This window comes from Mycobacterium venezuelense (assembly GCF_054919535.1).
Genome location: NZ_JBONDW010000018.1, coordinates 26,215 through 44,022 on the forward strand (window position 1 = coordinate 26,215; position 17,808 = coordinate 44,022).

The 17,808-nt window shown below is 66.9% G+C and carries 18 protein-coding genes; 3 read left to right on the top strand and 15 right to left on the bottom strand.

Annotation, left to right across the window (positions count from 1 at the left end):
• Nucleotides 1-243: 243 nt before the first annotated feature.
• Both ACRCUN_RS25475 and ACRCUN_RS25480 read right to left on the bottom strand, forming a co-directional pair.
• Complete coding sequence (locus ACRCUN_RS25475; protein WP_462144398.1) at nt 244-666, bottom strand: VOC family protein; 423 nt, start codon at nt 664-666, stop codon at nt 244-246.
• A 76-nt stretch (nt 667-742) separates the two neighbouring features.
• Nucleotides 743-2,194, bottom strand: a complete 1,452-nt coding sequence (locus ACRCUN_RS25480) for a cytochrome P450 (protein ID WP_462144399.1) — start codon at nt 2,192-2,194, stop codon at nt 743-745.
• A 117-nt stretch (nt 2,195-2,311) separates the two neighbouring features.
• Here ACRCUN_RS25480 and ACRCUN_RS25485 point away from each other — a divergent pair, with 117 nt between their 5' ends.
• Entirely contained in the window at nt 2,312-2,968 is a 657-nt protein-coding gene (locus tag ACRCUN_RS25485; RefSeq protein WP_462144528.1) for a TetR/AcrR family transcriptional regulator, read from the top strand.
• 10 nt (nt 2,969-2,978) lie between these two features.
• Here the strand turns inward: ACRCUN_RS25485 and ACRCUN_RS25490 are convergent, their stop codons facing one another.
• From ACRCUN_RS25490 to ACRCUN_RS25515, 6 genes are all read right to left on the bottom strand, one after another.
• On the bottom strand, nt 2,979-3,170 hold the full coding sequence (locus ACRCUN_RS25490) for an SCO6045 C-terminal-like domain-containing protein (RefSeq protein ID WP_462144400.1): 192 nt from the start codon (nt 3,168-3,170) through the stop codon (nt 2,979-2,981).
• A complete protein-coding gene (locus ACRCUN_RS25495) occupies nt 3,167-4,033 on the bottom strand; it encodes an MbnB/TglH/ChrH family RiPP precursor modification enzyme (RefSeq protein WP_462144401.1) in 867 nt (288 codons plus the stop codon). Before ACRCUN_RS25495 ends, ACRCUN_RS25490 begins: the two co-directional genes overlap by 4 nt.
• On the bottom strand, nt 4,030-4,941 hold the full coding sequence (locus ACRCUN_RS25500; RefSeq protein WP_462144402.1) for a TIGR04222 domain-containing membrane protein: 912 nt from the start codon (nt 4,939-4,941) through the stop codon (nt 4,030-4,032). The genes ACRCUN_RS25495 and ACRCUN_RS25500 overlap by 4 nt, the downstream gene beginning before the upstream one ends.
• Before the next feature lie 95 nt (nt 4,942-5,036).
• Nucleotides 5,037-5,681, bottom strand: coding sequence for a VldE C-terminal domain-containing protein (locus ACRCUN_RS25505; RefSeq protein WP_462144403.1), 645 nt, complete (start codon nt 5,679-5,681; stop codon nt 5,037-5,039).
• A 313-nt stretch (nt 5,682-5,994) separates the two neighbouring features.
• Complete coding sequence (locus ACRCUN_RS25510) at nt 5,995-6,570, bottom strand: VldE C-terminal domain-containing protein (protein WP_462144529.1); 576 nt, start codon at nt 6,568-6,570, stop codon at nt 5,995-5,997.
• A 90-nt stretch (nt 6,571-6,660) separates the two neighbouring features.
• On the bottom strand, nt 6,661-7,266 hold the full coding sequence (locus tag ACRCUN_RS25515; protein WP_462144404.1) for a hypothetical protein: 606 nt from the start codon (nt 7,264-7,266) through the stop codon (nt 6,661-6,663).
• 115 nt (nt 7,267-7,381) lie between these two features.
• Here ACRCUN_RS25515 and ACRCUN_RS25520 point away from each other — a divergent pair, with 115 nt between their 5' ends.
• Nucleotides 7,382-8,689, top strand: coding sequence for an acyltransferase family protein (locus ACRCUN_RS25520; protein ID WP_462144405.1), 1,308 nt, complete (start codon nt 7,382-7,384; stop codon nt 8,687-8,689).
• Here ACRCUN_RS25520 and ACRCUN_RS25525 read toward each other — a convergent pair.
• Genes ACRCUN_RS25525 through aceA form a run of 4 tightly spaced genes read right to left on the bottom strand, consistent with a single transcriptional unit; the run spans nt 8,612 to nt 13,234 of the window.
• Nucleotides 8,612-9,199 (bottom strand): cytochrome b, encoded by a 588-nt coding sequence (locus tag ACRCUN_RS25525; RefSeq protein ID WP_462144406.1) that lies wholly within the window; start codon nt 9,197-9,199, stop codon nt 8,612-8,614. The genes ACRCUN_RS25520 and ACRCUN_RS25525 overlap by 78 nt on opposite strands.
• Nucleotides 9,196-10,266, bottom strand: a complete 1,071-nt coding sequence (locus ACRCUN_RS25530) for a catalase family peroxidase (RefSeq protein WP_462144407.1) — start codon at nt 10,264-10,266, stop codon at nt 9,196-9,198. The genes ACRCUN_RS25525 and ACRCUN_RS25530 overlap by 4 nt, the downstream gene beginning before the upstream one ends.
• 47 nt (nt 10,267-10,313) lie before the next feature.
• Entirely contained in the window at nt 10,314-10,940 is a 627-nt protein-coding gene (locus ACRCUN_RS25535; RefSeq protein WP_462144408.1) for a hypothetical protein, read from the bottom strand.
• A complete protein-coding gene (gene aceA, locus ACRCUN_RS25540; protein ID WP_462144409.1) occupies nt 10,937-13,234 on the bottom strand; it encodes an isocitrate lyase ICL2 in 2,298 nt (765 codons plus the stop codon). The genes ACRCUN_RS25535 and aceA overlap by 4 nt, the downstream gene beginning before the upstream one ends.
• A 123-nt stretch (nt 13,235-13,357) precedes the next feature.
• Between aceA and ACRCUN_RS25545 the strand changes: the two genes are divergently transcribed.
• Nucleotides 13,358-13,747, top strand: coding sequence for a DUF4267 domain-containing protein (locus ACRCUN_RS25545; RefSeq protein ID WP_462144410.1), 390 nt, complete (start codon nt 13,358-13,360; stop codon nt 13,745-13,747).
• Here ACRCUN_RS25545 and ACRCUN_RS25550 read toward each other — a convergent pair.
• The 3 genes from ACRCUN_RS25550 to ACRCUN_RS25560 are packed head-to-tail and all read right to left on the bottom strand — an operon-like array spanning nt 13,725 to nt 17,789.
• Nucleotides 13,725-15,032, bottom strand: a complete 1,308-nt coding sequence (locus ACRCUN_RS25550) for a spinster family MFS transporter (protein ID WP_462144411.1) — start codon at nt 15,030-15,032, stop codon at nt 13,725-13,727. The two genes, ACRCUN_RS25545 and ACRCUN_RS25550, sit on opposite strands and share 23 nt — an antisense overlap.
• Before the next feature lie 55 nt (nt 15,033-15,087).
• On the bottom strand, nt 15,088-16,545 hold the full coding sequence (locus tag ACRCUN_RS25555) for an amidase (protein WP_462144412.1): 1,458 nt from the start codon (nt 16,543-16,545) through the stop codon (nt 15,088-15,090).
• On the bottom strand, nt 16,545-17,789 hold the full coding sequence (locus ACRCUN_RS25560; protein WP_462144413.1) for a M20 family metallo-hydrolase: 1,245 nt from the start codon (nt 17,787-17,789) through the stop codon (nt 16,545-16,547). The genes ACRCUN_RS25555 and ACRCUN_RS25560 overlap by 1 nt, the downstream gene beginning before the upstream one ends.
• Between the last annotated feature and the right edge of the window lie 19 nt (nt 17,790-17,808).

The following is a 17,808-nucleotide window of genomic DNA, read 5'->3' on the forward strand; positions in this document are numbered from 1 at the left end:
ATTCACGTTCAATTTATTTGCCATGCCAATCCCCCCCAACCGGCTAACACACTGGTCGTGACGCTATCTCACGATTTGCAGTCAACACTGACACGAAATCGCTTGGTTGCGGGTGAACGGCGGAGATTTTTCTGCAACTACACCGCGGAGCTGGCCAGTCTTGTACTACGACGGGTCCGGTCAGCCCGACATTGGTTTCTTCATCCCTAAAGCCTGGGGTGTAGGGAACCTGCGCCGGTGCCGTCACCCCACCGCCGCGTCGACTTCCTCACTGGCCGCGGCAGCGGCAACGGGATTCACCCAAAAGATCTGCCAGGAGTGGCCGTCCAAGTCGTTGTAGCTGCGGCCGTACATGTCGCCCTGATCCTCGGTGTCGCCGACCGTGCCGCCCAATGCGAGTGCGTGGTCGACCAACGCGTCCACGCCCTCGCGGCTGTCGACGCTCAGGCAGATGACGCACTCCTTCACCTTGGAGGCGTCCGCGGTCTCCAGGGGATGGAGGGAGTCGAAGGTGTCACGCTGGATGAGCATCGCGAATTGGTTCTCACCGAGCACCACCGTCACCGCCGTATCGCCGCTGAATGCCTCGTTGAAGGTGTAGCCGAGGTCGGCGAAGAACTTCCGTGAGCGCTCGACGTCGGCGACCGGCAGGTTCACAAAGATCATGGCGGATGGCTCCTACAGTCCGGGGCGCCCGGGAACGAGCGCCGTCACAGGGGCAGACTCGGCGCGCCGCCGGAACTCATCGGGTGCCCACACAAGCCAACCGCTCCAATGAAATTGGCAGTCCGTCAGCCGGGGTCGGCCCGGTTCCCCATGTCATGCGGGGCCGATAGCCCGCGGGTACGTGCCACTGAAAGCGGCGCAACAACTGATGCATGATCGCCTTGACGTTCATGTCGGCGAATTGCTGGCCGAGGCATTTGTGGACGCCGCCACCGAACGGGGCGAATGCGTAGCGGTGGACGGCGGAGGCGTCGGCGCCGGTGAGGAAGCGGGCCGGATCGAAGAGGTCCGGTTCGGGCCACCAGTCGGCGAGCCGCATGGAGGCGTAGACGTTGATCGCCACTTGAGTCTTGCGAGGAATGTAGTGCCCGGCGACGTCGGTGTCCTTGATCGCCTGGCGAAACAGCGTGCCTGCCGGCGCGTACATGCGCAGGATCTCCTTGAAGGCCGCATCGAGCAGGGGATAGGCATCGGTCAGGTCGGCGGTTGTGAGGTGGTCGCTGGGATCGGCTTGGGCTTCGTCGCGAAGTGCGTTCTGCCAGCGGATGTTTCGCCCGAGCTCGTAGACGAGCATGGAGATCGCGATGGCGCTCGTGTCGTGGGCGGCCATGAGCAGAAAGATCATGTGGTTGACGATGTCTGCGTCGCTGAATCGGTCGCCGTCGTCACTTCGGCTGCGGCACAGCATCGAAAAGAGGTCGGTGCCGGTACCGGCCCGCCGGGCCGGCAGTTGCGCGGCGAAGTAGCGCTCGAGACGCTCACGGGCGCGGAGCCCGCGGGCCCACATGCCGCCGGGGATGTCGGCGCGGATCATCGCCTGGCCGCCGCACACGGTGTCGTGGAAGTCTGCCGACAGGCGGTCGGACTCGGTACCGAGCTCGGCGCCGACGAACACCTCTGCGGCCTGGTCGAGGAGCAGGTGTTTGACGGAGGTGTAGAACGGAAAGCGCGGCGCGGCAGGCCAATTGGCGATCGTGCGGGCGATGCCGGGTCGCATCAGGTCGAGGTAGCCGTCCAAGGCGCTGCGGGTGAAGGCCTGCTGCATGATGCGGCGATGGTCGCGGTGTTCCTCGAAATCGAGCAGCATGATCCCGCGATGGAAGAACGGTCCGATCACCGGCGCCCAACCCTTGGTGCTGGAGAACGCCTTGTCGCGGTTTATCCAGACGGTCTCAAGGGCTTCCGGACCCATGAGTTGCACGACCCGGAAACCCACGCCGCCGGCCCAGGACACGGGCCCATAGCGGTCGTAGCGGCGCCGGGCGAACTCCAGTGGCTCGACGATCGTACTCATGATGTGCCCGATGACCGGGAAGCCGTAGTTGCCCGGTACCGGCTTGAGGTTCGACCCGGTCGGGGGTTGGGCAAGGGCGTGCTCGCGGCTGGGGTAGCGGGAGGTGAATTCTGCTGCCACACACTGTAGTCGGAGCTTGGCTTCGGCCGCGGTATCCGATGAGAGGACAGTCATCGACTCCTCCATTTGAACCAATTGTGGTACAAAGCTGTGCCAGATAATCTGGTACGAAACGGTGCCAGAGAGAGTTGGCGGTTGTCAATGGCGAATTCGGGAGAGAACAACGATCGGGTGGTGTCCGAGTCGCAGCGCAGCTACGGCGGCCAGTCCGCCGAGGAACGCCGCCAGGTGCGGCGCGCGCGATTGCTCGACGCCGCCGTCGACGCCATGTGCGGCAACGAGTGGCGCACCATCACCGTCGACAAACTGTGCGCGGCGGCGGGGCTGAACAAGCGCTACTTCTATGAGAACTTCGCCGATCTGGACGCGGTGGCCGCCGCGACGGTCGACGACATCGCCGCCAACGTCAGTGCTGCCACACTCACCGCCGCGGCAGGTGCATCAGCGGAACCCCTTGCGGCGCAGGCGCGGGCCGCGGTCGAGGCGGTGGTCCACACCCTCATCGACGACCCGCGGCACGCGCGGGTGCTTCTCGGCGGGGTGGCGAGTGCACCGGCGCTGCACCAACACCGAGACACCGTGATGCGCGGGCTGACTGCAGTGCTCGTCGGGCACGCCCGCATGGTGCACGGCGTGGAGCTGGAGACCGATCCGCTCGCGCAGGTCGCGCCGGCGTTCATCGTGGGTGGGACGGCCGACGCGATCCTCGCGTACGTGGACGGGCGCGCGCGGGTGTCGCTCGCCGATCTCGTGGACAGCTTGACCACGCTGTGGCTCGTCACCGGCAATGGCGCCGCCGACGTCGCACGGACTCGGCACGCGAACTAGCCGGAGATCATCATCTCCAAAGACGAGACCACCGGCGGCGCCGACGTGCGAGCGCATGTGCGTGGGCGTCGCGCTTGTGTCGGCACACCGCGCCGGCCGCGGCCACCGCGTCCGGATCGAAGCCCGGCGGCACCGGGCCACCGGCGACCAGCGCCCGGACCAACGCCTCTTGGCGGCGCGCCAATGTGCCGCGATTCGTCATACCCACACCTCCCGGGCCGCGGTCGTGATGGGCACGGAGCCCGCGGCTGCGGCGATCGCGTCGAGCTCGTCGAACAGTTGCGCGGTCGGCGGGTAGCGCCCGTCGCGCTCGAGCATGAACGGGGTGTCGACCCGTTCCCGCAGTGCCGCAACCAAATCCAGCACCCCACTCGGAGTCCGGTCGGTGTGCGTGTCGTGGTAGAAGCGGCCGTCCTCGTGCCCGCCCGCGACGTGGCTGTAAGCCACCCGCTCGACCGGTAACCGCGCGAGCTCCTGGTGCGGGTCGCGGCCTCGGTTGCGCGCGTTGGCATATACGTTCGCGACATCGAGGACCAACAGGACGCCGGTGCGTTCGAGCAGTTCGGTGAGGAACTCCGATTCGGTGAGATCCGATTCGGGCCACTCCACGAACGACGCGATGTTCTCGACGGCCAGCGGCACCGGCAATTCCCGTCGGGTGCGTTCGATGTTGGCCGCCAACACGTCCAGTGCCTCGCGGGTGCGAGGCACCGGCAGCAGATGCCCGGCCTCGATCCCGCCTGCCCGCACGAACGCGATGTGCTCACTGACCACCGGGGCGCCGAGCGCCTGCGCGCACGCCGCCAACCGTCGAATTCGCTTGGGCTGCACGGGTTCGGCGCCGCCGAGGGAAAGAGCCACGCCGTGCGGGATCGCCGGCACACCGCGCGCGGCCAGGCCGGCTAGCAGCGGGTCCGGCCGGGCTTTGCGGCGGCGCACGGGTATCGACTCGGCGATCACCTCGCAGAACCCCGGCCGCAGATCGGCGATCACCCCGGCGATCTCGCGCCGCCAGCCGATGCCGACATCTCCCAGCGCGGGCACGGCACGGCAGAAGCCGCTCATCCGCCGCACCCTCCGCCACAGCCACCGCATCCACTTCCGCAGCCGCCACCGCCGTCGCCCCCGCACGACGCGCCGCAGCCCGCGCCGTCGGGGCCGCCGCCGGAGGCGGACCCGGCCAGCTGCACCGCGGTCGAGTACTCGGCGTCGACCGCCCACAGCGCGCCGGTACCGAACAGCGCCACCGACCACGCCACCGCAGCGGGGCCGTACGTGGCGAACGCAGGCCGCTTTGCCGGCTCCAGGTAGGCCAGCCGCTCCTGCTCGGCCGCAAGCAGGCGCCGGCCCGCACGCGTCAGCCGATCCACGCTGAGTAGGCGGGGGACTGCTACCAGCCCGAACATGGCAACGGCGAACACCATCACCACCAACGGCACGACATCTTGCGCGCGGTGCGACACCTGCGTCACCAGATACACGCACGAGGCGACGCCGACGAGCAGGACCGCGATCGATGGTGCCGTGCCCCAGCGCATGCGCGACCGCTCGGCGCGGGTCCGCACCAGCCCGCGCGCACTGAGTTGTGCCTCCAGCGATGCGAGGTCGGACTGGGACGCGGCGAACAACGTTGGCACGGTGTGCACGGGATCGGTGGCCGCGTGTTCCAGCAATCGTGCGGTGAACCGGTCGACCTCCGGTTCGGCCGGCGCGGTGTGGTCCACCTGGTCGCGGCCGGTGATCCGGCCGCTCGCGCGCAGGCCGGCAAGAGCCGTCACCACCGGCGCGATGTCAGAACGCAAGAAGGCCAGCTCGGTCGCGCTGATCGGCTGAGTGCGAGCGGGCCGCCGCGGAGCCGCCGCGATCCGCCAGAGCACCGCGAACACCGCGGTCGCGCCAAGGACGATCAGATAGCCCTTGACTCCACCGGTCACCGCGCCGGCACAGCCCTCGATCACATCGCCGATCGACAACGCCTCACCTCCTGTGTTCAGGTGGGATCAGCGTGTCAGGTGTACAGCTCTACCGGTCACAACTTTCCGGCGTGGCGGACGCGACGAGATGCGCTCTATCGCAAGTAGGTTTCGTGACCCGTCGGGTAGCCGCCACCGTTCGTGGCGATGTGTACGTGGTCGTAGTGGTTGGCGGTGTCTCCGCCTCGGTCCGACATGCGCTTCTTCGAACCGTCGTGCCGGTAGAGGGTCTGCCGGAAGATGACGTGGTTGACCCCGAATCGATCGGCGTTGTCGAGGACATAGGCGACGATTCGCTCGCCGAGGGCTTTGCCTTCTGGGGTGGCGTAGTGCGGGATCATCACGTCGATCGCCAACCCATGGGGATGCCACTTCAGCGGGTCGGACCGGACCCCGCCGATGGTCAGGATCTCGGGGAAGGCCGCACTGACGGCGCGGGCCGCCAAGATCGTCTCGACCTGCAGGCCCTTCTCCGGCGCCTTGCCGACCGGCAGCGGAACCCGGATATCGCGACGAGCGGCGCGGGCGTCCGGCGGCGGCAGCGGAGCCGGCGCGGGATTGGCGACGGGCGGCGCGACAGCCGCCGCGGGCTTGACCTCCGCGCAGCATCGGACATCAGGATTGAAGGTCGGCACCGTGTCTGCGCCGGCGATCAGAATCGTCGCAGCAGGTATGACGACGGCACCGACGACGGCCGACCGACGGCTGCGCCGTCTCTCAGCTAGACGGTGTCTTCCCACGAGGTCCGGACCCTACCGGCGGAAATGACGATCATTGCCATCGGCGGCGTTACCTGCATTCAGCGATGGCAACGAATCAGCGGTCCGCCGTCAATCGTGGGTTGACGCGGCCGCGTTTCCTGTGGGTGGACGGCGTTCTGTCGTACCACGAACGTGAACTGCCAGCTCAGCCGCTATCCCGCGACTTTGATTGAGCACGTCCATGTGGACTGTGACGGTTTACTGGTGACCAGCAGTAGTCGCGAAGTTCTAGTGACGTGTGGCGTCGCAGGCAAAATCTATGGCGTTTACCACATTCGTGTTTAGAAGCCGGTTAATTGGGCCGTTTCAGTGAGCCGATGTAGTACGTTTCTTCGCCCGTCGGGTATCCGCCGCCGTCGGTGGCGATGTGGACGTGGTCGAAGTGGTTGAGGGTTTCCGACCCGTAGTCCGCGGTCCAGCTCGGCGCGCCGATGCCCGGGTAGTAGCCCTGCCGCCAGATCACATGCAGCACGCCCCACCGCTTGGCATTCGCGAGGGCGAACCCGGCGATCTGATTGCCGAGTGCGATGCCCTCGTCGGAGTGATAGTCGGGGATCATCACGTCGATCGCGAGCCCGTTGGGGTGCCACTTCAACGGATCTTGCCGGTACCCGCCGATCGTGGTGATCTCGGGGAACATCACGCTGATGGCCCGGGCCGCCCAGATGGTCTTGACCTGCAAACCGGACTCGGGTGCTACACCGGGCGGCAACGCGAGCTGGAAGTCGCGCGCGGCGACCGGCGCACTTGCCGCCAACAACTCGGCTTCGGCGGGACTCGTAGCGGTCGGCACCGTCTCCTGGCTGGGCGGCGCCGCTACGGGCGCCTCAGCGCAGCACGGAGCCTCGGTGCCTTGCGCGTAGAACATCGCGGCAGCGACGGCGATCGATGTCGCCAATGCCAGCCAGCGGCCTCGGCCATTGGCGAACAAGTTCCCGCGCACGCTCAGCAATGTACTTCACGCCCCCGTGCACACACCGGAATCTCGGATCACCGTTCCGTACACGTTTGCCGTGGCGATGTTGGCGTTGATGACCCCGGACGGCAGCTTCTGTTTCATCTTGTCGCTGATCTGGGTGAACTGGTACCACAGCCGGTAGATCGAATCACCGTTGTACAGCGGCGAATACTGGCTCTGGTCCGGGTAATTGGTGATGTACAAGGTGTGTGCCCGTGGATCGAGGAACCCCGCGGACTGATCGAGGTTCGCGATGACGATGTCGCCTGCGGGCTGAACTCCGGGCGCGGTCCAATCGTCATCGTGATCGCCCAGGAAGCGCTGGAACCCGAAGACCTGGCTCATCAGAGTGTCGTACTGGGCGTTGAACCACTGGCAGGAGTCGCGCTGTGCGGTGATCTGCTCGGGCGTGACCCGGTTCTGCCACAGGTTGTAGGGGAACACCGTGTAGTTCGGTGACCAATTCGAGTGGTAGGGGACGAACGCGGGCAACGTCGGTGCAACGCTGTTCGGATTGGCGGCGGCGGGGCCTGCCACGCTCGCCAACACCGAAGCCACCGCGCCGACCATCGCGGCGCTGACTCGGCCCAGAATCCGTTTCGACATCCGGCTCACCCCCGCTGGATTATGGCGGTTGGTTGCCGTTCGTATGTCCGAAATGCCCGAACTTGTGGGTATAACTACCCATCCACGCAGGCCCCTGGACCGGCAGACTGAAGGCATGCATACGCCTGAGGTCGTGCCGTCCCCGGACGCCGTGGCCGCCGAGACCAAGCCCGACCGGGACCGCGCGGTCGACGTCGCGCGGCTCGGCGCGCTAGTGGTCGTGATGTTCGGGCACTGCGCGATGCTGCTCGCGACGATCGATTCCGGCGGGGTGCGAGTCGGCAACATTCTCGGTGAAATCCCTGCGCTCACCCCGATCACCTGGGTGCTGCAGGTCATGCCGTTGTTCTTCCTCGCCGGCGGCGCCGCCGGCGCATACAGCTGGCATCGCGGGAACCTCTGGGGTGCTTGGCTGTTCACCCGGGCGCAACGACTGTGCCGGCCCGTGTTCTGGTATCTCGCGGTGTGGACGGTCGCCCTGATCGCGGTGCACATGACGATGGGTGAGGAGTCCGCGGACGCGCTCGGACGCGAATGTGTGGCGCTGCTGTGGTTTCTCGGCGTGTATCTCGTGGCTCTCGCGTTCGTGCCTGCCTTGACGCGGCTGTCGACGGGGCGGTCGGCGGCAGCGCTGGTGGCGATTCTCGTCGCGGTGTCGGCGGTGTTCGACGTGCTGCGGTTCCAACTCGACTCGGCAGCCATCGGCACCCCGAACCTGATCGTCGTGTGGCTCATCCCGATGGTGATCGGGGTGGCCTACGCCCGAGGCCTGATCCAGGCGCGGGTCGCCGCCGCTGTGGCGGTGTCGGCGTTCGTCGCCGCGGTGCTGCTCGTCGTGTTCGGTCCCTACGACGTGTCGCTCGTGGTCACCGGGACCGAGCGGGTGTCGAACGTGTCGCCGCCCACGCTGCTGCTCGCGCTGCACTGCACCTGGGTGTCGTGCCTGTTCGTGGCGGCAGCCGCCGCGATACAGCGGTGGGCGCAACGGCCGCGGGTGTGGTACGTCGTCGCGGTCGGCAACAGGGGAGCGATGACGATCTACCTGTGGCACATCCCGGTCATCGCGGTCGCGGCATTCAGTCTGCACGCCATCGGCCTGGATGCGTTCGATCCGCATGCACCCGGCTTCTGGGGACTGCTCGCGTTGCGCGCGGCGTTGTTCGCGGTGCTGATGGCCGCGGCGTTCCGGCTGCTCTCACCGCTCGAGCACCGGCCGCTGCCGTGGTGGGATGGGCCGGTACGCGTGACCGGCGGCCGGTCGATCGTGGCGGGCACACTGATCTGCCTTGCCGGTGCGGCTTTGACGTTGATGGCCAAGAACGGGCTCGACGGCACGGTGGGATGGTCAGCGCTCGGCGGGTTCGTCATCGCGGCTTTCGCTGCGCGGCTGAGCGTGGGCAATTCGGCGCGGCAGTCGAAATGACATGCGCTGCAACATCCCGTCACGCAACGTGACGGTGTGCAGTAGCACGGCGGACACGTGCGCGGCGATCACCGCCATCAGCAGGAATGCGACGACCGTGTGGGCTTGGCGGAGCACGCCGTAGAGATCGCCGGAGAACGGTGCGATACGCGGTAACGCGACGCCACCGATGGAAACGCGATTGCCTGCCGCCGAGAGCATCGCCCAGCCCAGAAGCGGCTGGAGCGCGAGCAGTCCGTACAGCGAGAACTCCGACATCACAATGATTTTGCGCTCCAGCGCCCCGACGGTCGGCGGCAGCGGCGGACCGCGGTGGAACAGCCGGTTGCCGATACGCAACAGGATGACCATTAGGATCGTGACCCCAAGCGTCTTGTGGACCACGAGAAGGGTGGCATAACTCGCGATCGAGTTGACCATCGCGAACCCGACGAACAATGCCGCGAACACGAGAAGCGCGCTCAGCCAGTGGAATACGCGCGTCGAGGCGGCGTGGCGTACGGCGGTCACGTCTGCACCTCGTCGACCTGAACCTCGGGTGGTGAAATCTGGGCCTCGCGGCTACGGATGCGGTAGGACGCACCGTAGACGGCCGATCGGGCACTCAGCAGCGGATCCTCGGATGGTTCGATCCCGCTGGGCAGCACCATCGGGTCGAAATTGATATCTCGACTGTTTCCGGGGCGTTCGGTCTCGATGGTGTCGAGGGTGAGCACCCCGGCGTCAACGGTGCGCCGGTCGGGCGGCCAGGGCAGGGTCGCGTCGGCGACGGGATCGTCGGGCGCACCAACGGTGAGCAGCAGCCGCCAGCGCAGCGGGCCGGTACGCATCGACGCGATCAGTGAGTCGAACATTCCGTCGTCGCCCCGATAGGCCGGGCGGGCCTGTTGCATCGGCGCAAGCGACCACCGGACCGGTGTGCGCACGCCATCGGCGTTGACGAAATAGAACGCGATCAGGCTGCGGTAGGTGCTGTCGGCGAAACCCGGGGTCGGTGGGTTGGCCTTGATGATCTTCATCGCGCGGGCCGTCTCGGGATGGTCGGCGAGAAACCGTGCCATGGCGTCTGGATCCGGCTTTCCGGTGGCAGGCACCGGCTTACCCGCCAGGAGCCGGTCGTAGAAACCCTGTGGCGAATTGTCGGGAAACACCGGCAGATTCAACAGCGCCATCCGCCACTGCTCGTCGGTGGGGAAACCGAACACCAGCCCGAGTCCCCGCGCCAGCGCGGGATCGTCGGGCACGCGGGGATTTCCGTTGCCGAACGAGAACCGGCCGGCCACCGGCGTGAGTCCGGCGCCGAAGACAGCGGCGCGGGACAGCTCCGTGCCGTTTCCGTTGCTCTCGAAATAGCCCGACACCGCTACGCCCTTGGAATGGTTCAGCCGGTACCCGGGATGGTGGCCGAACACTGTCCGGAAGCCGTCGACGAACGTCTGAGGTGTGAGGCGCCGTGGCCCGACGGTATTCGTGGCGAACAGCAACGCACCCACGTCCAGCGCCAGGAAGCCGCCGACGGCGGCGGCGCCGAGCAGAATCTTGCGCCGATCGAGCACCGGCCAGTGTTGTTTGGGCATCGATGTGATTAACGCACGACTCGGCCGGTCTGCCGGCCGCGCGGTGATTACCGAATTGTGACGGCATCGACCGACGGATGTACCTGAACCGGATAGCCCTCTCGCAGCGCATCGACGGACAGTCGGGGCGTCACCACGCGAACCTGTCGATCGTCTGTGAGCCTGACGGCTTCGGTGTAGCCCTCCGGCGACCAGCGGTGTGCCGCCCGTTTCCAGATCAGCCGAAAGTCGTTGTCGCCGAGAGTGACGAACACCCCATCGGGCAGTGTCGCGATCGCCGCCGTTCTTCCGGGCTCCTGCCGGGATGCCCTGAGTTGTCTGTCGAGTTCCTTCGCCGAGCCGATGGGGTGGGCATTACCGGCGTTGGCCCCGTCGATGTAGGCGCGGTAGAACTCTCGCCGGCATTCGCCGCAGGGCCGGTGACCGGCCGCGAGCGCGACCGCCTCATCCAGGAAGAACAGCTCGGTGTAAGCACCGGGACGCATGAGTTCGCGCCTGCGGCCCTTGAATTCGAGCTCGCAGATCAACCACATCGCGTTGCGCGAGGTGCGAATGATCCGCCGGTTGTCGTCGTGCAGGATGCCGCGGTTGCCCATGAACGTGCCGCGGGCACTGGTCGCGATGATCGCTCCACCGGGCGTGACCCGGTTCTGCAGGGGCACGCGCTGGGTCAATCCTCCTTGCGGATCAGTCGCCCGAGCGCTTCTCGGTCGGACGCGAGCAATTCATCGATACGAGGCTTGTTGACGTCGGCGACGATGATCTCGCCCACCTCCTGGTACACGTCGCTGAAAATGCCGTGGGCTTTCATCTTCTCGGTTTGGTAGATGTTGTCCTCGGTCGGCGTCACGTAGTACACGATCTCGGCCTTGAAGCGGTGGATCAGCCAAAGATGGATGAGGTCCATCAGCCGCTTCTTGCGCAGCTTCTCGGAGAACGTGTTCTGGTCGCGCACCGTGAGGATGCTGCGCCCGTGCCGGTCCTTGATCGGGTCGACGACCACATTGGCCAACGGCTCGTCACCGTCGCCGTAGATGCCGAGATCGAGCACATCGGACCCGGCACGCCGCGGACGCAGCTGAACCCGGAGTTTCTCGGGCAGTTGGTAGTGCTCGCTCCACAGCGTCAGCCATTCCTCGAGCAGCTTCTTGGGCACCTCGGTCTGCACCAGGTGCTGATGCTGCGTCGAACCCTTGCCCATGGCCTTGGTGGTCGCCGTACGGCCCGAGGACGCCGCGAGTGCCGCATCGCTGCGCGGACCGCCGACCAGGGTTTGCGGTGTGCGGTAAGGCGATTCGACCAGACGCATCTTGCGCTGCAAGCGGGCCAGCGCGAGCATGCCCTCCTGCTGAAGCGACGTGGCGAACTCCTCGCACGCGACGCCGTCGACCTGGTGGCCGCCGTAGGTGATGAAGTTGAAGACGAACCCCATCTTCCCGAGTTCCTCGGGGAACGCGCGCATCTCGTCGTCGGTCATGCCGGTGGTGTCCCAGTTGAACGACGGGGAGAGGTTGTAGGCCAGCATCTGGTCGGGGAACTCCGCGTGGATCGCGTCGGCGAACTGCTTGGCATCGGCGAGGTCGGCGGTCTTGGTCTCCATCCACAGGATGTCGGCGAACGGCGCCGCAGCCAGGGACTTCGCGATCGCATACGGGATGCCGCCGCGGACTTGGTAATAGCCCTCCGGTGTCTTGGCCCGCTCACAGTCCCATGCGACGTCGGCGCCCAGTTCCTTGGCCTTCTCCCGGGCCGAATACAACGGTGCCCGTGTCGCGAACGTGCGCCAGTCGGCGGCACTCATCTCGGCGGGCTCGCCCTCGCGTTCGCGGAACTCGAGCAGTTCGGCGACGGCCTCACCGTACGTGTTGAGCCCGGCGTCGTCCTGCCAGGCATCGACGAATGTGGACTCGACCTTGTCGAACAACGCATCGACGGATCCGCCGCCGTCCTTCCAGGTCGCGGCAGCCGCGGTGGCCGCGTCCATGATGCCGTGCCGTTGCAGCCACTCTTCGGCCGCGGAGTACTCGCCCTGAGGCAGTGCGTACAGCAGGTGGCCGTTCAGCTCGGAGACACCCGACTCGTAGAAGTGGCGCACCATCGCCAAGAAGCAGGACTTGTACGACGGGATCTTGAGGTTGGTGGCGCCCAGCAGGAAGGGCTGATCGCGCTCGTCGGCGCGGCTGTCGATCAGGTTGGCGGCCTCAGCGTCGGTGCGCGCCACGATGATGCCGGGCACCCGCATGATGTCGAGCTGGAACCGCGCGGTGTTGAGTCGCTTGATCTGCTCGTCGGACGGCACCAGGACTTTGCCGCCCTGGTGACCGCACTTCTTGGTGCCGGGCCGTTGGTCTTCGATGTGGTAGCCGGGCACGCCGGACTCGACGAAGCGGCGAATCAGGTTGCGTACGTGTGGATCACCGCCGTGGCCGGTATCGGCGTCGGCGATGATGAACGGCCGGTAATCGTAGGCGGGCGTCGCGGCACGTTGTTCGTCGGACATCCGCAGGCGCAGGTACTGCTGGTTGCGATCGGCGGTGAGCAACGCGCGCACCAGCCCGGCCGCCTCGTCGGGCACCTGGCTCAGCGGGTAGGAGGCCAGGTCGGGGCCGGGATCCTCGCTGATCGAACCCTTCGCCGAGGTGGCCCACCCGCCGAGGTAGATGCCGCCGATGCCCATGCGCTTCATCACCACGGCCTGACCCGGCGAATACGGCCCGAACGTCGTGATGCTCTTCTTTTTGGCGAACAGTTCCCGCAGGTAGGGGTAGAACGCGGTCGCCGCTTCGCGTGCCACCGGATAGTCCGAAGGGATCGTGCCGCGCTGCTCGGCGACCTGACGGGCCGAATACAGCCGAATGATGCCGTCGAAGCGGGGACTGTCGAAATACGCTTGGGTGGCGGCTACGTCCTGTTCAAAGTCCTGCTCGAGTGACGAGTTGGTCTGTGCGTTGGCTTCGATCGTGGCCATGGGTGTCCGCTCCTGAACTCGGGTACCTCAATCATTGCCGCACAGCCGGCGCGCTGGAGCCGGGTTGGGAGTTTTCTCAGGACATACAACGCGGGCTCATGCCCACGTCATAGGCTGCGGGCCATGTCGATCGACCGGGCGGCTCTCGCCGCGGGCACCATCCGACTCGCCTCGGGGATCTCGTTTCTCGTCGACCCGCTGCGGGCCAACCGGCTGTGGGGTTCACCGGACAAACCCGATGCGACGGCGCAGTTGCTGCTGCGGTCGATGGGATACCGCGACGCGTTGATCGGCGGCTTGCTCGTGGCGGCCGGGCTGCGCGGCGCCGACACCCGCGGCTGGTTCCTCGCCTCGGGCGGAGCCGATGCCGCCGACCTGCTGGGCGGCCTCGGCGTGCACGGCGAGATGCGACGGAGCCAGCAGATCATCGGCCTCGGTGGTGCCGTTGTCGGAATCGGGGTCGGCCTGTGGGGCGCGACCCGCCGTCGCCCTAAGCCGGCGTCGTCGAACTAGGCGCCACCTCGATGATGTCGTTGCGGTACCGGCGGGCCGCGACGAAGTAGCAGCCCATGGCGACCAACTGCATCGCGGGCACCAGGATCAGCAGAGCCCGTCCCAATGCCTGCGCGCCAAGATCGGCGGTCAACGCGTCACTGATCACCCCGGTCAGAAACGGGCCGACTGCTCCGAACACCGCGTTGAAGAACAGAAAGATCGCCGATGCCGTCGCGCGGTGTTCGGGAAGAACGAGGCGTTGCACGGCGGCGATGGACGGGGCCAGATAGGCCGTACCGATGACGTAGCTGAGGGCCAGGAACCACACGCACAGCACGCGGTTGTCCACCACGAACGCGAGCACCGACGCAGGCAGCAGCATCACGGTCAGTACGACGACGATCCACAACAGCCAGCGGGGGTCACGCGCGGCAAGCCGATCGGCCAGGCGCCCCACGATGAGCAGTCCCAGAACCCCGGTGAGCCCGGTGGCAAGCCCGTACTCCAGGCCGACCTCGCCCAGGGACATGCCGCGCGTGCGCATCAGAAACGCGGGCGCGAATGTCGTCAGGGAGTACCCGGCGGCCGAGATGAACGCGGTGCCGCCGATAATGGCGAGGAAGCTGGGCTTGCGCAGCAGATCCCACCAGTTGATCTTCGAATCATGTTCGCGCACCGCCGGTTTCGGGAGTGTCTGGCGTATCCCGACCACCAGCAGGACGAGCGGGGCGAGTGCGACGCTGATCGCGCCCATTACCACGAACGCCGTCCGCCAGCCCAGGTTCTCGGCCAGCAGACCGCCACCGAGAATGCTGGCGGCAGACGCCAGCGGGATCGCGAATGTGATGACCGCGAGCGGCGCCGAGCGCCGCTCCGGCGGGAAGTTGCGCGCCACATAGGCGTGCGCGGCCGGGGTGCTGCCTGCTTCGCCGACTGCGACGCCCACCCGCGTCAGCGCCAGCTGGAACCCGGACTGAACGGCGCCGCCGAGCACCGTCATGGCACCCCACAAGGTGAGCGAGCCCGCGATCACCGCGCCGAACGCGCCGCGGTCGGCGACGCGCGCAATCACGATCCCGATGACTGCGTACACGATCAGGAAGCCGAACCCGTTGATCACGCCGATCGCGGTGTCGGACAACGCAAGATCGTTCTTGATCGGCTCGGCCAGCACGCCCGGCAGGAACCGGTCGACGTAATTGAGCGTGCCGACTAGTGCCAGCACCGCGACCGCAGCCCAGGCCCGGCGTCGCCCATGCGCATCAGCGGGGTCCAACTGAATCATTGCCTGCGGTGACGGCATCGGCTCCTCCTGCTCGAACGCTCGCCGTAGCCTGCCAGAACGCTGGGGCAGATGGCTAGACGGGCAGGCCGGTGACCTCCATCTCGAAGCCCACTAGGGTCTCCACGGCTTGCGCCACCCGAAACGCCATCGTCTCGTCGTGCGGGGGTCCGACCACCTGCACGCCGGTCGGAACGCCCTCGGCGGACAGCCCGCTGGGCACCGACAGTGCCGGGCAGTGGTTGGCGACATTGAACGGACTGGTCAGGTGGCCTTCCCAGTAATGCTCGAGGTGCCGGTCGGCGGTGTCGATGCCATCGAGGTAATCGCCGTCGGCCTGGAGCGACGTCACCGCCGAGGTGGGGCACAGCAGTACGTCGACACCGCTCATGGCCGCAGCCAGTTCGGCTTGCAGTCGCGCGTCCATGGTCAGGGAATCGACCAGGGTATGGCGCTGTGCGGCCGCGGCCGCATCGGCGACGAAGCGCCGCGTATAGGCGGCGAGCTGAGATTCGGTGCCCGCGGTTTCGCGTGCCACGGCCGGCCCGAGGATGTGGCCGAAGTGCGCGAAGATCGTCTCCCGGATCATGGTCGTCGTCCACGGCAGCTCCACGTCGACGATCTCGGCGCCGGCAGCAGTCAATGTGTTGGCGACCGCACGGGTGTTTTCGACGATCTCGGGAGCCACCGGGAAATCGCCGAGCCGAATCGACAGCCCGATCCGCAGGCCCTCCACGCCACCGTGAACGGGGATCGGCCGGCCGTTGGGGCCCCACGAGCCGTGGTCGACCGGGTGCCGGCCCGACATGACCGACGACAACAACGCGACGTCGGCCACCGTACGGCCCATCGGGCCGTCACCGCGGTACCAGTCCGCGGCCAGCGGCGGCAGCCCCGGAACCCGGCCATACGGTGCCTTGTAGCCGACCGTCCCGGTGAATCCCGCTGGGATCCGCGTCGAGCCTGCGATGTCGGACGCCGTGGCGAGCGTGGTGAACCCGGCGGCGAGGGCCGCACCCGCGCCACCCGACGAGCCGCCGGGGGAGGCCTTCAGATTCCACGGATTGCGGGTGACACCCCACATCGGCGAGTGGGTCACGGTCGCGCAGCTGAACTCAGGACTTGTGGTGCGCGCGTGGATGATTCCGCCTGCCGCTTTGATGCGCTCGACGACGGGATGGTCGTGTTGCGCCACCTCGCCGCGCTTGGCCACCAGACCCTGTTCGAGCAGACGGCCTGCGATGCCGTGCTTCTCCTTGGTGGCGACTGTCAATCCCAGCAGGGCGGGTGGTGTTTCACCGGTCGCGGCGCAGCGGGCGTAGGTGTCGGCGGCGCGGCGGGCCGCCAACCTGGCGTCCTCGAACAGCGTCTCGGTGAACGCGTTGATCCCGGTGGTGCTGTCACCGTTGTGCGCCTCGATCCGCGCGATCTGGGCTTCGAGCACCTCGAGCGGCGACAGCTCGAGCGCCCGGTACGCCGCGAGCGCTTCGGTGGCGCCCAGGTAGGCCAACTCGGCCGTCGACGTGGTTTTCATCAGGCGGCCGACTCGGCCAGCGAACCGTTGACCATCTCCCAGGCCACATTCGTCAACGCGTCGACGCCGGCGACCATGTCCTCGTCGGTGCTGAATTCACGCTCGCAGTGGCTCACGCCGTCCACTGAGGGGATGAACATCATGACCGTGGGCACGATTCGGTTCATGGGCACCGAGTCATGTCCGGCCATGGTGCGGATGGGGCGGACGGTCAGCCCGAGGTCTGCGGCGACCTTCTCGGTCAGTTCGATGCCGGACTGGGGGAAGTACTGGATGTCGCGGACATCGAAATCGCGCACGTTGATGGCGATGTCGTGTTCGCGGGCGATGGCCTCGATATCGCTGAGCAGGCTGGCGCGGGCTGTCGCGACGATTTCCGGTGAGGCCGAACGCAGATCGGCGACGAGATGCACGCGACGGGCCACCACGATCGGCGAGTTCGGCTCAACGGTGAACCGGCCGACCGAGGAGACGATGGACTCGTCCTCGAACTTCCGCGTGACGTCGTGGACCAGGAGCACCACCTTGCTGGCGGCGACCAGTGCGTCGTGGCGGTCGGCCATCGCGGTCGCGCCGGTGTGTGACTGTTCACCGAGCACTTCGATGTCGAGTTTCTGTGTGTACCAGGATGATTCGACGGCACCGAGATCGATGTTCTCGCGTTCGAGGATGCGGCCCTGCTCGATGTGGATCTCGGCGTAACCGGCGGTCCGCGGCCGCGGATCGGTTCCGCGGTAACCGATGGCGTCGAGCGCCTCGGCGACCGAAACCCCGGTGAGGTCGCGAACCTGCAACATCTCGTTCTCGTCCATCAGGCCGGCGAACACCGACGAGCCCATGATGGACGGCGCGAAGCGGCCGCCCTCCTCGTTGAACCAGTTGACGACACCGAGGTTGTAGGTCACCTGGGCGCCGCGCTCGCCGACCCGAGCGGCCACCCGCTGCGCCGCGTGCAACGCGGCGATCACGCCGTAGGCCCCGTCGAACCGGCCGCCCAGCGGCTGAGAATCCAGATGCGAGCCGACGAGCACGTAGGGTGCACCGGGCACGAACTCGATGAGGGCGAACATGTTTCCGATGGCGTCGACGCGCAACTCCCAGCCGCGCCGGGCGGCGAATTCGGCGAACCAGTCGCGGCTCAGCTTGTCCTCGGCGGTCGCGGCCTGCCGGTCAACGCCGTTGTTCGGCGTCGCGCCGAACGTCGCGACGTGATGGAAGTCGGTGAGAAATGCGTTGGCATCCATGATGGAACTCCTTGGCTCG